12 protein-coding genes are annotated in these 14142 nt (G+C 67.2%); 6 read left to right on the forward strand and 6 right to left on the reverse strand.

What is annotated here, in order from left to right:
* The first annotated feature begins 19 nt into the window (after positions 1–19).
* The 4 genes from FBT96_RS10545 (at position 20) to FBT96_RS21275 (ending at position 4455) form a co-directional block, all read left to right on the forward strand.
* Positions 20–1021: a TRAP transporter substrate-binding protein gene (locus tag FBT96_RS10545; RefSeq protein WP_136906422.1), complete on the forward strand. Its 1002-nt coding sequence runs from the start codon at positions 20–22 to the stop codon at positions 1019–1021.
* Between the two features lie 67 nt (positions 1022–1088).
* Entirely contained in the window at positions 1089–1772 is a 684-nt protein-coding gene (locus FBT96_RS10550; RefSeq protein WP_136906424.1) for a TRAP transporter small permease, read from the forward strand.
* A 1-nt stretch (position 1773) separates the two neighbouring features.
* Positions 1774–3096 (forward strand): TRAP transporter large permease, encoded by a 1323-nt coding sequence (locus FBT96_RS10555; protein ID WP_136906426.1) that lies wholly within the window; start codon positions 1774–1776, stop codon positions 3094–3096.
* Positions 3097–3198: 102 nt separating this feature from the next.
* Positions 3199–4455 carry a cyclin-dependent kinase inhibitor 3 family protein gene (locus tag FBT96_RS21275; protein ID WP_249306433.1) on the forward strand — a complete coding sequence of 419 codons (1257 nt, stop codon included), beginning with the start codon at positions 3199–3201 and terminating at the stop codon, positions 4453–4455.
* Here the strand turns inward: FBT96_RS21275 and draG are convergent.
* The 4 genes from draG to FBT96_RS10580 all read right to left on the reverse strand — a co-directional run bounded on the left by draG (position 4410) and on the right by FBT96_RS10580 (position 10444).
* Complete coding sequence (draG, locus tag FBT96_RS10565; protein ID WP_136906428.1) at positions 4410–5294, reverse strand: ADP-ribosyl-[dinitrogen reductase] hydrolase; 885 nt, start codon at positions 5292–5294, stop codon at positions 4410–4412. The genes FBT96_RS21275 and draG overlap by 46 nt on opposite strands.
* 11 nt (positions 5295–5305) lie before the next feature.
* Entirely contained in the window at positions 5306–6130 is an 825-nt protein-coding gene (locus FBT96_RS10570; RefSeq protein WP_136906430.1) for an NAD(+)--dinitrogen-reductase ADP-D-ribosyltransferase, read from the reverse strand.
* Between the two features lie 81 nt (positions 6131–6211).
* Positions 6212–7984 carry a cation:proton antiporter domain-containing protein gene (locus FBT96_RS10575; RefSeq protein ID WP_136906432.1) on the reverse strand — a complete coding sequence of 591 codons (1773 nt, stop codon included), beginning with the start codon at positions 7982–7984 and terminating at the stop codon, positions 6212–6214.
* Positions 7985–8155: 171 nt separating this feature from the next.
* Positions 8156–10444 carry a methyl-accepting chemotaxis protein gene (locus FBT96_RS10580; protein WP_136906434.1) on the reverse strand — a complete coding sequence of 763 codons (2289 nt, stop codon included), beginning with the start codon at positions 10442–10444 and terminating at the stop codon, positions 8156–8158.
* A 245-nt stretch (positions 10445–10689) separates the two neighbouring features.
* On the opposite strand from FBT96_RS10580, the gene lsrF reads away from it, so the two are divergent.
* The gene (lsrF, locus tag FBT96_RS10585) at positions 10690–11565 is read left to right on the forward strand and encodes a 3-hydroxy-5-phosphonooxypentane-2,4-dione thiolase (protein ID WP_136906436.1); all 876 of its coding nucleotides are present in this window, start codon (positions 10690–10692) and stop codon (positions 11563–11565) included.
* A gap of 48 nt (positions 11566–11613) precedes the next feature.
* Here the strand turns inward: lsrF and FBT96_RS10590 are convergent, their stop codons facing one another.
* A complete protein-coding gene (locus tag FBT96_RS10590; RefSeq protein ID WP_136906438.1) occupies positions 11614–12942 on the reverse strand; it encodes an ATP-binding protein in 1329 nt (442 codons plus the stop codon).
* Positions 12939–13598 carry a response regulator transcription factor gene (locus FBT96_RS10595; RefSeq protein WP_136906440.1) on the reverse strand — a complete coding sequence of 220 codons (660 nt, stop codon included), beginning with the start codon at positions 13596–13598 and terminating at the stop codon, positions 12939–12941. Before FBT96_RS10595 ends, FBT96_RS10590 begins: the two co-directional genes overlap by 4 nt.
* A gap of 131 nt (positions 13599–13729) precedes the next feature.
* Here FBT96_RS10595 and FBT96_RS10600 point away from each other — a divergent pair, with 131 nt between their 5' ends.
* Positions 13730–14071 (forward strand): PepSY domain-containing protein, encoded by a 342-nt coding sequence (locus FBT96_RS10600; protein ID WP_136906442.1) that lies wholly within the window; start codon positions 13730–13732, stop codon positions 14069–14071.
* The last annotated feature ends 71 nt before the right edge of the window (positions 14072–14142 follow it).

The following is a 14142-nucleotide window of genomic DNA, read 5'->3' on the forward strand; positions in this document are numbered from 1 at the left end:
GGAACCGGAGGAGAATCACATGTTGACCCGTCGCATTCTGGGCGCCCTTGTCGGCGCCACCGCCCTCAGCCTTGCGCTGTCGGTCCCGGCTTTCGCCGAACCGATCGTGATCAAGTTCAGCCACGTCGTCGCCCCCGACACGCCCAAGGGCAAGGGCGCCGCGAAGTTCGAGGAACTGGCCGAGACATACACCAACGGCGCGGTGGACGTGGAAGTCTATCCGAACAGCCAGCTTTACAAGGACAAGGAAGAACTCGAGGCGCTGCAACTGGGCGCCGTGCAGATGCTGGCGCCCTCGTTCGCCAAATTCGGCCCGCTTGGCGTGCAGGATTTCGAGGTCTTCGACCTGCCCTACATCTTCAAGGACTACGAGGCGCTGCACACCGTCACGCAAGGCGACGTGGGCAAGATGCTTCTGGGCAAGCTCGAAGCCAAGGGCATCACCGGGCTGGCCTTCTGGGACAACGGCTTCAAGATCATGTCGGCGAACACGCCGATGGTCTCGCCCGATGATTTCCTCGGTCTGAAGATGCGGATCCAGTCCTCGAAGGTGCTTGAGGCCGAAATGAACGCGCTGGGCGCCGTGCCGCAGGTGATGGCCTTCAGCGAAGTCTATCAGGCGCTGCAGACGGGCGTTGTCGATGGCACCGAAAACCCGCCCTCGAACATGTTCACGCAAAAGATGAACGAGGTGCAAAAGCACGCCACCGTCTCGAACCACGGCTATCTGGGTTATGCGGTGATCGTGAACAAGCAGTTCTGGGACGGCCTGCCCGCCGATGTCCGCACCGGTCTGGAAAAGGCGATGGCGGAATCGACCGAATACGCGAACGGCATCGCCAAGGAAGAGAACGAAAAGGCCCTGCAGGCGATGAAAGACGCCGGCACGACCGAGTTCCACGAGCTGACCGCGGAAGAACGCGCCGCCTGGGAAGAGGTTCTGACCCCGGTGCATGACGAAATGGCCGAGCGGATCGGCGCCGAGACCATCGCCGCCGTGAAGGCCGCGACGGCGCAATAAGACCTTCGGGCGGCTCCAAACGGGGCCGCCCTTTCCCTTTCCTTTCAAGACCTAAGCGGGGGCCGCCATGCTGCGCATCCTCGACCGGGCCGAAGAGGTGCTGATTGCCGCGCTCATCGCGACGGCGACGGTGTTGATCTTCGTGTCGGTCACCCATCGTTTCACCCTTGGCTTCGTGGCCGATGGCGTCGGCTTCTTTCGCAGTCACGGCATGGCCGGGGCCGCCGCGGCGACGAAAAGTCTTTATATGACGCTGCGCTCGATCAACCTCGTCTGGGCGCAGGAGCTGTGCATCATCCTGTTCGTCTGGATGGCGAAATTCGGCGCGGCTTACGGCGTGCGTACCGGGATTCACGTCGGCATCGACGTGCTGATCAACCGGCTCGACGCGCCGAAACGCCGCTTCTTCATCCTGCTGGGGCTGGGCGCCGGGGCCTTGTTCACCGGCATCATCGCGACGCTGGGCGCGAATTTCGTGCATCACATGTACAGCGCCTCCTCGACCTCGCCCGATCTCGAACTGCCGATGTGGCTGGTTTATCTGGCGATCCCGGCGGGGTCGTCGCTGATGTGCTTCCGCTTCCTGCAGGTGGCCTTTTCCTTCGCCCGCACCGGCGAGCTGCCGCATCACGACCACGGCCATGTCGATGGCGTCGACACCGAGAACGAGGGCATCGATGCCGAGGGCGATGGCCTGCTGCATTCGCCGCTGACGCCGCGCGACCTTGTCGAAAAACCGAAGGACAACTGACATGAGCGCCCTTATCATCTTTGGTCTGCTCATCGCGCTGATGCTGACCGGCATGCCGATCTCGATCTCGCTTGGCCTGACGGTGCTGACGTTCCTGTTCACCATGACCGAGGTGCCGATCGACACGGTGGCGCTCAAGCTGTTCACCGGCATCGAGAAATTCGAGATCATGGCGATCCCGTTCTTCATCCTGGCGGGGAACTTCCTGACCCATGGCGGGGTGGCGAAGCGGATGATCAACTTCGCCACCGCGATGGTCGGGCACTGGCACGGCGGCCTTGGCCTTGCGGGCGTGATCGCCTGCGCGCTGTTTGCTGCCGTCTCGGGCTCGTCGCCCGCCACCGTCGTCGCCATCGGCTCGGTGATCCTGCCCGCGATGGTCAATCAGGGCTTTCCGAAACAATTCGGCGCGGGCGTCATCACCACCTCGGGCGCCTTGGGCATTCTCATTCCGCCCTCGATCGTGATGGTGATGTATGCCGTCGCCACCTCTGGGATGGTGGTGACGGGGCCGAATGGCGAAGCCGTCTCCTCGGCCTCGGTGGGCGAGCTGTTCATGGCGGGCGTCGTGCCCGGTCTGATGCTGGCCGGGTTCCTTGCCTTCACCACCTGGAACCGGGCGCGCAAATTCGGCTATCCGCGTCTGGCCAAGGCCAGCTTGCGCGAACGCTGGACCGCCTTCCGCGAGGCCGCCTGGGGGCTGATGCTGATCGTCGTCGTGATCGGCGGGATCTATGCGGGCGTCTTCACGCCGACCGAAGCCGCCGCGATGAGCGCCGTCTATGCCTTTGTCATCTCGGTCTTCGTCTATAAAGACCTGACGCTGCGCGACGTGCCGCGCGTGCTTTTGTCGTCCGCCAACATGTCGGCGATGCTGCTTTACATCATCACCAACGCGGTGCTGTTCAGCTTCCTGATGGCACACGAAGGCATCCCGCAGGCGCTGGGCGAATGGATGGTCGACGCGGGCCTCTCGTGGTGGATGTTCCTGATCATCGTCAACGTGCTGCTGCTGATGGCGGGCAACTTCATGGAACCCTCGTCGATCGTGCTGATCATGGCGCCGATCCTGTTTCCGGTCGCGGTGCGGCTGGGCATCGACCCGGTGCATTTCGGCATCATGATCGTCGTCAACATGGAAGTCGGCATGTGTCACCCGCCGGTGGGGCTGAACCTTTACGTCGCCTCGGGCATCACCAAGATGGGCATCACCGAGCTGACGGTGGCGGTTTGGCCCTGGCTTCTGACGATGCTCGCCTTCCTGGTGCTGGTGACCTATGTCCCGGCGATAAGTCTCGCCTTGCCAAATCTGCTTGGCATGTAAGTTTCGCGCAGGGCCGGGGATTTCCCGGCCCTGCGACGTTCCGGGCCTTGGGCGCCCCGCGCGCCGCCCCTATCCTGATCCCTGTCCGTCCGAGAGGGGATCATGGTCACCGCCCGCACCAGCCTTACCCATCCGTTGCAGATCGCCGAAGTTCCGGCCGGGCCCGGCCTGGGCCGGATCGGCATCACCTTTTGCCCCGGCAAGCACGACCGCGCCGCGATGTCGGGCGCCTGGGCGCGCGATCTGGGTCTTGATCTTGATGCCATCGCGGATTGGGGCGCGGCCCATGTGCTGACGCTGGTCGAGCCGCAGGAACTGGGCATGCTCAAGGTCCCCGATCTGGGCAGGCAGGTCCGGGCGCGGGGGATGGACTGGCATCCCCTGCCGATTGCCGATTATTCCGTGCCCACCCCGGCCTTCGAGGCGCGCTGGCAGGCCGAGGGGCGGGTGATCCGCTCCGCCCTGCGCCATGGCGCCGATGTCGTCGTGCATTGCAAGGGCGGTCTGGGCCGGGCGGGGATGATCGCGGCGCGGCTGCTGGTGGAACTGGGTGCCGATCCGAAAACGGCGGTGAAAGCCGTGCGCAGCGCCCGGCCCGGCGCGATCGAGACGCCCGCGCAACTGGCGCTTGTGCGCGCGACGGTCCCGATCCAGGAACCGGCACGGGTCGATCCGGCGCAGATAACGCGCATCGGCGGGCGGCTCGGCTCGACCCCCGGCGGGATCTGGGCCGATGCGGCGGGCGGGCGCATCTACGTCAAGGAGCTGGAAAGCCCGGCGCAGGCGCAGAACGAATATCTGGCGGCGGCGCTTTATCGTCTGGCCGGGGCGCCGGTGCTGTCCTACCTGCCTTGCGCGGCCCCCGATCAGGTGGCGACGGTCTTCGTCGATCTGGAAAAATCCCGCCTGTCGCAGCTGAACGAGGCCGAGCGGGCGCAGGCCTGGCACTGGTTCGGCGTGCATTGCTGGCTGGCGAACTGGGATGCCGCCGGGTTTCAGGGCGACAATCAGGGCGTGATCGGCGGCGTGGTGACGACGCTCGATGTCGGCGGCGCGCTCGAATTCCGGGCGCAGGGCGACCCCAAGGGCCGCGCCTTCGGCCCCGAAGTCCCCGAGGTCACGCGCCTGCGCGAAGACCCGGACAACCCCTTTGCCCTGCAGCTTTTCGGGCCGATGCAGCCCGCGGCCCTGCGCGCCGCATTGACCGTGGTGATCGATCTGCCCGAGGCGGCGATCCGCAAGGTCGTGGCCCGCCACCACGGCCGCGATGCGCTGGCCGACACGCTTGTCGCCCGCAAGGCCGATCTGGCGCGTCAGCTGTTGCTGATCCCCGCAAGCGCCAGCAGCTGCGGTACCTGAAGGCGGATCTCGGCCGTCACCGCGGGGTCAAGCGCCGCCAGCCAGCGCGGCGGCAGCGCCGCCATCCCGCCGCGCGCCCCCGCCAGCATCCCCGCCAGCGCCCCCGTCGTATCGGCATCGCCGCCCTGATTGACGGTGCCGGTCAGCACCTCCTCGAAACTCTCCGATGAGAGCGTGTAATGCAGCACCGTCTGCAGCGTCTCGACCACGAAGGCCGAGGACCGGCCGCGATAGGGCACGAAGCGGAAATCGCGATGCGCCCCGATCAGCGCCTCGGCCTCCTGCGCGAGGACGGCGCCGCCCCCGCCCAGGATCAGCCCCTGCACCATCCGCACCAGCGCGACACAGGCGGCATCGGACAGCGGGTGATTGTGCGTCGCATGCGCCTGCGCCACGGTCCAGGCGGCGGCGCGTTCGGGATGGCCCAGCGTCGCCAGCGCCACCGGCAGCACCCGCATCGCCGCGCCATTGCCCGCGTCATCCTCGGCATAGGGGCCCTCGACCGTGCCTTGCTCCAGAAACCGCCGGATGCCGCGGCGACAGGTGTTGCCGACATCGGCCGGACCCGATTTCAGCCAGGCCGCAAAGCCGCAGCACAGATCCCGGGCGTCAAAGCCCTGCCGCGCGATCAGCGAGCGCCCCAGCACCAGCGCCATCTGCGTGTCATCGGTCACCGCGCCGGGCTTCAGCTTCAGCCAGCCGCCGCCGATGATTTCCCGGTGCTGGCCGTGCCGCGCGGCGATCTCGCGCGGGGTCAGGAATTCGACCGTCGCCCCCAGCGCATCGCCCAAGGCAAAGCCGAGAAAGGCCGCCATCGCCCGATCCTGCACATCGCCCATCGCGCATCCCCCTAGATATCCTCGATACTGACCCGAAACGCGCCGCCAAGCACCAGAAATTCACGCTCGCCCCGCAACAGATGCGAGGGCAGCAGGCCGGGAAAGAACAGCACCTTGGCCAGCGGCACCCGCGTCGTGATGATCCGGTCGCCAAAACAATCCGCCACCTCGCGGTCGGACGAAAACGAGACAAGGTTGTTGAGCCGGATCACCGCCGCGCGCTTGTCGGGCTGTTCCAGGATGCCGTGCCGGTCCACCGCATTGATGCCGCGGTAAAGCGTGACATGGCTTTGCCCCGGATAGGCGAAGCGGGCAATCGCCCATTGGCAGAATTCGAACAGCAGATCGAGCTGCACCAGGATCGCATTGTCATGAAAGCGGCTTTGCATCCGTTCCGCGACATAGGTCTGCCAGACCGGGCCGTCGATGTCGGCGATGATCTCCTTGTGGAAACTGGGCAGGATGCCGAAGCGGCTTTCGACCCAGCCTTTCAGCACCGCGCCCTCGGGGCCGTTGCTGTCGAAGCCCCAGCCCTGCACCAGCCGCAGAAAGGACGAGCGATAGCGCTTGCGGCTGCCCGGCGCGGCCTCGCGCTGCTCGGGGTCGATGCCGAACATCGCGACCATATAGGCCAGAAAGGCCTCGCCCGCCTCGGCCAGGGTCTCGGCCTGATCCAGCATGGCGAAGAGCGCCGGGTTCATTTCCCGCACCCCCCAGATGTGCAGCGGGATCGGCGCCGCGTTGAAGGCGGGGCTGGCCATGAAAGCCGAGGGCCGCCCGACAAGATTGGTCGAATGGCTGCTGCCGTGTCCGTTCTGCGCAAGGGTGTCATCCATCCCGGGATGATGCGGCCTCGCCCCGGGTCTGGGAAGGGTGCGTTTGCGCGCAGGCGCGGGCTGGCCCGTTTCCTGCCCGGCTCAGAGCGGGCCCGGCTCGCTGCGCAACAGCCGCAACATCGCCTCGCGCCGGGATTCGAGCAGCGCATGGGTCTGCTCGGCCGGGGCGCCAAGGCGGCGCAGCGTGACGCCCGCCAGATCCAGCCCGGTCTCGAAGGCTTCGGGGATCACCTGCACCGCGCCCATCGAAAACAGCCGCACCGCATGTTCCGCATCGCGGGCGCGGGCGATCACCGGCAGATCGGGACGCAGCCGGTGCAGCATCGTCACCACCTGTTCGGTGATCGCCGCGTCATGCAGCGTGACAACGACGATCGGCGCGGTCTCGATGCCGCATTTGCGCAGGATGCCGGGGCGCTGGGCATCGCCGAAGATGATGTCGCGCCCCTCGGCCCGGCCGCGCGCCACCAGCTCGGCATCGCGGTCGATCACCAGACAGTTGTAGCCCTCGCCCGCCAGCACGTCGCAGACAAGCTTGCCGACCCGGCCGCCGCCGATCACCAGCGGACGGCTGGCGACGGTTTCGGCCGTCTCGGCGGGCAGGTCGGTCAGCGCGGTCGCCCGGGTGCTGCGCTGGCCAAGGCTGCGGCCCATCCGCGCCAGGATCGGGGTGGCCAGCATCGTGCCCGACGCCACGAGCAACATGAACTGTTCCACCTCGGGCGTCGTCAGCCCCGAGGAACTGGCCAGGCTGAGCACGAGAAAGGCGAATTCGCCCCCCCCCGCCAGCAGCAGGCTGGCCTCGAGCGCGACCGGCCAGGCCAGACCGAACAGCCGCGCCAGCAGCGCGATCACCGCCGCCTTGAGCCCGGTCATGCCGATCACCGACATCGCCAGCATGATCGGATGCTGCGCCACCGCCGCAGGGTCGATCCGCATCCCCACCGAGATGAAGAAGAGGCCAAGCAGCAGGCCCTTGAACGGTTCGATATCGACCTCGACCTGACGGCGGAATTCGGTCTCGGCCAGCAAAAGCCCGGCAAGGAAGGCGCCCAGCGCCATCGAGAGGCCCGCGAACCGGGTGAAGAGCGAGGTGCCGACGACGACGAAAAGGATCGCCGCCATGAACAATTCGCGGTTGTGCGTGCGTGCGACCGAACGGAACAGCCGCCGCAGGATCACCCGGCCGATGCCGACGATCAGGCTGACCGCCGCGATCGCCTGCAAAACCGCGATGCCCAGGCCCGAAAGCACCGTCTGCAGGGTGATCGTCTCGGTCCCGCCCTTTCCGGCCTCGCCGAAGACGACGATCAGGAACAGGATCGGCACCACCGCCAGATCCTGCGCCAGCAGCACGCCAAAGATGTTGCGCCCCGCGACCGAGGTCAGCCGGTGCTGTTCGGCCAAGAGCTGCACCACGATCGCGGTCGAGGACAGTGCCAGACAGGCGCCGATCACCAGGCTGGCGTCGATCGGGTTGCCGAAGGAAAAGGCCGTCACGGCGATCGCCGCCGTGGTCAGCGCCACCTGCGCCATGCCCAGCCCGAAGACCGAGCGGCGCATCGTCCAGAGCCGGTCGAGCGAGAGTTCAAGCCCGATGGTGAACAAAAGGAAGGCCACGCCCAGTTCGGCCAGCTGATCGACCGCCTCCTGCGAGCGGATGGTGATCCAGCCCAGCGGCGGGAAGGCTTCGGCAAACCGGCCGATGGCGTTCGGACCCAGCAACAGGCCGGCGACCAGAAAGCCGACCACCGGGCTGACGCGGAACCGGGTCATCAGCGGAATGATGACCCCGGCCGTGCCGAGAAACACGAGCGCCTCGCGGTAGAGGCCGATTTCGGATGCAATGGACATGGGATGTTCAACCACGCCCGCGCCGCGGACGCCAGAGGCGACGTGAAACCTGCGGCAGAGCGTCCGACCGGACACAGCCGCTGCGGGCGAGGGGCCGTCCGGTCAGGGCGCGGCTTTGCGGGCGCAGGCGGGCGCGGATTCAGCCGGGCGCGGGTGCAGCCGGGCGCGGGATCAGGCGGCGGCGCTGTCTTGCGCGTCGGGCGGCGCGCTGCCGATGCGGAACTGGCTGACCAGTTCTTCAAGGCCGCGGGTCTGACCGCTCAGCGTCATGCAGGCGGCGGCAGTTTCCTCGTAGGCGGCGGCATTGTGTTGCTGCGTCCGGTCCAGCTGGTTCATCGCGGAGTTGATCTCGCCGATGCCCGAGGCCTGTTCATGCGCCGAAGCCGCGATCTCGCCGACATGGCTGGAAATCGTCTCGATCGCCTCGACGATGACCCGCAACGCCTCGCCGGCGCGTCCGACAAGGGCGACCCCGGTCGTCACCTGATCGCCCGAGCTGGAGATCAGCGCGCCGATTTCCCGCGCCGCTTCCGAGGCGCGTTGCGCCAGTGCCCGCACCTCCGAGGCGACGACGGCGAAGCCGCGGCCCGCCTCGCCCGCCCGGGCGGCCTCGACACCGGCATTCAGCGCCAAGAGGTTGGTCTGGAAGGCGATGTCGTCGATCACGGTGATGATCCGCGAGATCTGTTCCGACGAGGTCTGGATCGCGCCCATGGCGGTCACGGTTTCCTCGACCACCTCGGTCGTGGTCCGCGCCTTTTCCGTGGCGCCGCGCACGATGGTGTCGACTTGCCGCGCGCTTTGCGCCGCCGATTGCACCGAGGCGGTCAGCTCGTTCAGCGCCGCCGCGGTTTCTTCCAGCGTCGCCGCCGCGGTCTCGGCCTGCCGCGACAGATCGGTGGTCGCGCCGGTGATCTCGGCGACGCCGCCGGTGATCGAGCGCGTCGCGGCATCGATCGATCCCATCACGTCCGACAGCCGCGCCACGGTCTCGTTGAAATCGATGCGCAGCTGTTCGTAGGCGGGCGGGAAACGGGTCGAGATCGCCACCGACAGATCGCCCCGCGCCAGTTCGCGCAGGCCCGAGGCCAGGCTGTCCACCACCTGGGATTGTTCGCGGGCATGGGCTTCGCGCTGCGCTTCCTCGGCGCGGCGGGCCTCTTCGAGCGCGGCGGCCTCGCGGCGGTCGCGCTCGATCTCGGCCAGACGGCTCGCCTCGCGTTCGTCGCGCATCCGCGCCGCTTCGGCCTCGCGCTGCAGGCGCTGCGTCTCGGCTTCGGTGCGCAGCCGGTCCTGCTCGGCCTCGAGTTGCTTGCGGTCGGCCAGGACATGGCGCAGCGTTTCCACCGAGGCAGCCATCGCGCCGATCTCGTCGCGCCGTTCGGCCCCCGCGACCGGGGTGTCATAGACCCCTGCCGCCAGCCCGTTCACCGCCGCCAGCATGCGCGCCAGCGGCCGCTGCACCAGCGCCGAGGCCGCCAGATAGATCACCCCCAGCGTCATCACCAAAATCGCCAGCCCGCCCAGCGTGGTGGAGAGCACCTCGTGGTGAACCGGGGTGGTGAAGACCGCCCCCGGAACGTCCAGAATCGTCGCCCAGGTGACGTTCATCCCCTTGGCGGTGAAAGGATAAACCAGCCGCCGCGCGCCATCGGCAAAGCCCTCGATCACCCGCGGCTTGCCATCGGCCAGCGCGGCCTTGACCAGATCGGCCCCGATCCCCGCATAGGGTTTGGTGAACAGCGCCGGGTCGGGGTTGGCGATCCATTTGCCCGCCGCATCGACCAGCATCATGCGCCCGCCCTCGAAGGTCTCCATCTCCCCCATCATCTTCGACATTTCTGCCAGGGTGATGTCGACGCCGATCAGCCCGACCATCTGGCCGTCGATCTGCATCGGCACCGAGATCGAGGTGACAACATAGCCCTGCTGGGTCAGATAAGGCTCTGTCGTCAGGCTCTTGCCGGTTTTCGTCGGCACGTCGAACCACATTTCCTTCGGGTCGATCGGGAAGGTCTGGAAGGTCAGCCCGCCCTTGCCGTCCTTGGTCCAGTAGGGCGAGAAGTCGCCAGCGGCGTTGCGCCCCTCGGTGCCGGTCAGGAAGCGGTCGGTCGGCCCGCCGGGGATCGCCGACATCCAGGAGGAAAACAGGTTGTCGTAGCGCATCGGGACCTGTTTCAGCATCGCGATGATCTCGGGCGTCTCGGCTTTGCCATGGCGCATGTAGCCGGTGATCATGCCGTTGAGGGCTTCGGCGGTGGCGACCGCCTCGGTCATCTGCCGGGCCACTTCGCCGGCGGCGAATCTGGCCTTGCCGGTTGCCGTCTCCATCACCTGCGCCTCGACCCGGGCCGAGGTTTTCCAGCCGCTGTAGGCCGTATAGCCCATAACGATCAGAGAAATCGCCAGGCCCGCCGCCAGGCCAAGCTTGCCCGAGACGGATTTCAACGGGTGTTTCATCGGTTCCAGTTCCCTTCCAACTTGCCGTGACCCTAGGGCAGAAGCGGAAACATACCGTAAACGTCGCTCCGAAATCGGGCCCAAGCTCTTGGGCGTGCGGCAATATGTCGGCCCTGCGACAGCGGCTTCGCTGGGAAGTCGGGCCTTGGGACGGTATCTTGCCGCCGATCGCAGGCGGGGGGCGGCCCCGGTCTGCCCCCTCCGGGGCCGGGGTCCGGCTCCGGCCTGAAATGAAAGGAACGACCATGGCCGATCTCGACGACATCAAGGAAGGCAAGGATTTCGGGCTCGACCGACCGGCCGATCTGCAGGGCTTCTTCCTCAAGGGCGCGGCCCATTACGACTGGGGGATGAAGAACCGGCTGTCGCGGATCTTCAACCCGAAGACCGGCCGCACGGTGATGCTGGCCTTCGACCACGGCTATTTCCAGGGTCCGGCGACGGGGCTTGAGCGGATGGATCTGAACATCCTGCCGCTTGCCGATCATGCCGATGTGCTGATGTGCACCCGCGGCGCGCTGCGCTCGACCGTGCCGCCGACCAATACCAAGCCCGTTGCGCTGCGTTGCTCGGGTGGCAATTCGATCCTGACGGAACTGTCGAACGAAACCGTCGCGGTCGAGATCGAGGATGCGATCCGTCTGGGCGTCTGCGCGATGGCGGCGCAGGTCTATATCGGCTCGGAATACGAGCACAAATCGATCACCAACGTCTTGAAGCTGATCGACACCGGCACCCGCTACGGCATCCCGACGCTGGCCGTGACCGGGGTCGGCAAGGACATGGCGCGCGACGCCCGCTACTTCGGTCTGGCGACGCGGATCGCCGCGGAACTGGGCGCGCATTACGTCAAGACCTACTTCGTCGAAGAGGGCTTCGAGAAGGTCGCGGCGGGCTGCCCGGTGCCGCTGGTGATCGCGGGCGGAAAGAAACTGCCCGAACTCGAAGCGCTCGACATGGCTTGGAAGGCCATCGATCAGGGCGCGGCAGGCGTCGACATGGGCCGCAACATCTTCCAGTCGGAAGCGCCGGTGGCGATGATTCAGGCGGTGGCGAAGGTCGTGCACGAGAACTTCACCGCCAAGGAAGCCTATCAGTTCTTCCTGGATCTCAAGGGCTGATCCCGCACGGAAATTCCCGAAAGCCCCGGGCGCAGCACCGGGGCTTTTTCACACCTGCTGGCGGGGCTCAAAGCGGGCCTCGGCGGCGAAACCGCGGCTCTGACCGGGCAGGGGCGAGGTCAGGCGCAGCTCGCCCCCGGCGCGGGCCAGGATCGTCTGCACGATCGCCAGCCCCAGCCCGGCGCCGCCGCGCACCGCCCCCGGCGCCCGTTCGAACCGCGCCCCGATCCGCGCCAGAATCTCGGGCGCCAGCGGGTCACAGTCGTTCTCGACCCGCAGTCGACCGGGTTCCAGCCAAAGCCGCACCTCGGCGCCGTGCCGCAGTGCGTTCGACACCAGATTGCGCACCAGAATGCCGAACAGATCGGGGTCGAGATCGGACAGAACCGGCGCTTCGGGCAGATCGAACGTGACCTTGGCCCCGCCCGCCAGCCGCATCGCATCCTCGACCACGATCCGCACCACCGGGCGCAGATCCTGCACCGCCTCGCGCCGCAGCCGTCCGCCCTCGGCGCGGGCGAGGCTCATCAGCCCCTCGGACAGCCGGGTCAGCCGCTTCAGCACGGTTTCAATGTCGGTGGCGCGCGCGATCACCGCCGGATCGGTGGTTTCGGCGCGCAGCCGTTGCGCCTGCGCGATCGCCCCGGCCAGAGGCGTGCGCAACTCATGCGCGGCATTGGCGGCGAAACTGCGCTCGGCCTGAAAGGCCGCGTCAAGCCGGGTCAGCAGCGCGTTCAGCGTCTGGGCCAGCGGCTGCACCTCGGCGGGCAGGTCGGTCGCGTCCACCGGCGTCAGATCGGCCGCCCCGCGCCGCGCCAGCCGCAGCCGGAACTGCCGCAGCGGCGCAAAGCCGTAGCGGATCAGCCCGGCAATCCCGGCCAGCGTCAAGGGCAGCACCAGCGCGATCGGCGCCAGTAGCCCCATCCGCACCTCGAAGGCCATGCGTTTCCTGTGCACCATCGGCTCTGCCACCGAGATCCGCACCGTGCCCTGCAACGCCGCGTCATTGTAAAGCCGCAGCGCCTGCGTGGTGCGAAAGCCGATCCCGTCCCAGGCCGGAAACTGCCCCGGATCGGCCCCATGCGAGATCATCAGGATCGAGCCCTTGTCGTCGCGCACGATGTAGCTGAAGCTGTCGTCATGCGGCCGCACCGCGGGCACGGTCTGCGTGCCCGTGACCAGATCGCCGCGGCTCAGGATGTCCGAGACGACCAGCGGCAACACCCGATGCGCGGTTTCCTGGAGCGAGGCATCGAACATCGCATCCATCTGCAGCCGCTGCCGCCAGGCGGTGACACTGGCCGCCGCGATCCAAAGGACGGTCACAAGCAGCCCCACCGCGATGGCCAGACGCGATTGCAGCGAGGCCCGCCTCATGCGCGCACCAGCCGGTAGCCAAGGCCGCGTTCGGTCTCGATCACGCTGGCGCCCAGCTTCTTGCGCAGCCGCGAGACATGCACCTCAAGCGTGTTCGAGCCGATCTCGTCATCGAAAGAATACAGCCGGTCTTCCAGATCGCGTTTGGGAAAGATCTGCCCGGGGCGGGACAGAAGCAGCTCGAACAGCGCCCATTCCCGCGCCGTCAGCGCGACCGCCTTGCCCGCCCGGCGCAGCTCGCGCGCGGCAAGGTCGATCGTCAGCTCGCCAAGGCAGAGGACCGGGTTCGGATTGCCCGCATAGCGCCGCGCCACCGATCCGATCCGCGCCGTCAGCTCTGCCAGATCGAAGGGCTTGACCAGATAATCATCGGCCCCGGCATTCAGCCCGTCGATCCGGTCCGAGACCTGATCCAGCGCGGTCAGAATGATCACCGGCGTCGTACCCCCCTGCGCGCGCAGGGTTTTCAGAAACGGGATGCCGCGGCCGTCGGGCAGCATCAGATCAAGCAAGATCAGATCGAAAGCCGCCACCGCCAGCGCGTCCGCGGCCTGATCGAGCCGCATCACCCAATCGACCGAATGGCCGTCGGCCGCCACCTGATCGCGCACCGCGGCCCCCAGAACGGCGTCGTCTTCCACGATCAGGATACGCATGCGGGGGCTCCTTGTTCACCCTTGCTCTATCCTGTGCGAAGCTGACGGGAACCTGAAGCAGGTTTTTCGAACGCTTCAGCTTGTCGTCAGTTTCGGAGGTCAGAAGGGCCTCATCCTGATTGGAGGACCCCATGACCGCTTCCAGCTTCCTGCCCGTCCTTGCCGCTCTGGCGGTGCTGGCGCAGGCCCCCGCCGCCGCCGCGCATGACAATGACTGCACCGTGCCGATGGCCGACTGGCAACCGCGCGAAGCCGTGCAGGCGCTGGTGGAACAGCAGGGCCTGACGGTGCGGCGCATCAAGATCGACGACGGCTGTTACGAAGTCGATGCGCTGGACGCGGCCGGGGCCCGGGTGCGGATGCGGCTGGATCCGGGGTCGCTGGTGATCCTGCGCCGCGGCGGCGGCGACGATCACCACCGCCGCGGCGACGACCACGACGATGAGGATCGTTCTTCCCATCACGACGACTGATCCGGGTTCGCCCGGCAGGGCGGCGGTTTTTCCTTGGTCGGAGCCGCCGCCCACCCTTCCCGAAAGCGCCT

Origin of the sequence: Rhodobacter capsulatus (genome assembly GCF_005144475.1) — a bacterium.
GTDB lineage: Bacteria > Pseudomonadota > Alphaproteobacteria > Rhodobacterales > Rhodobacteraceae > Rhodobacter > Rhodobacter capsulatus_C.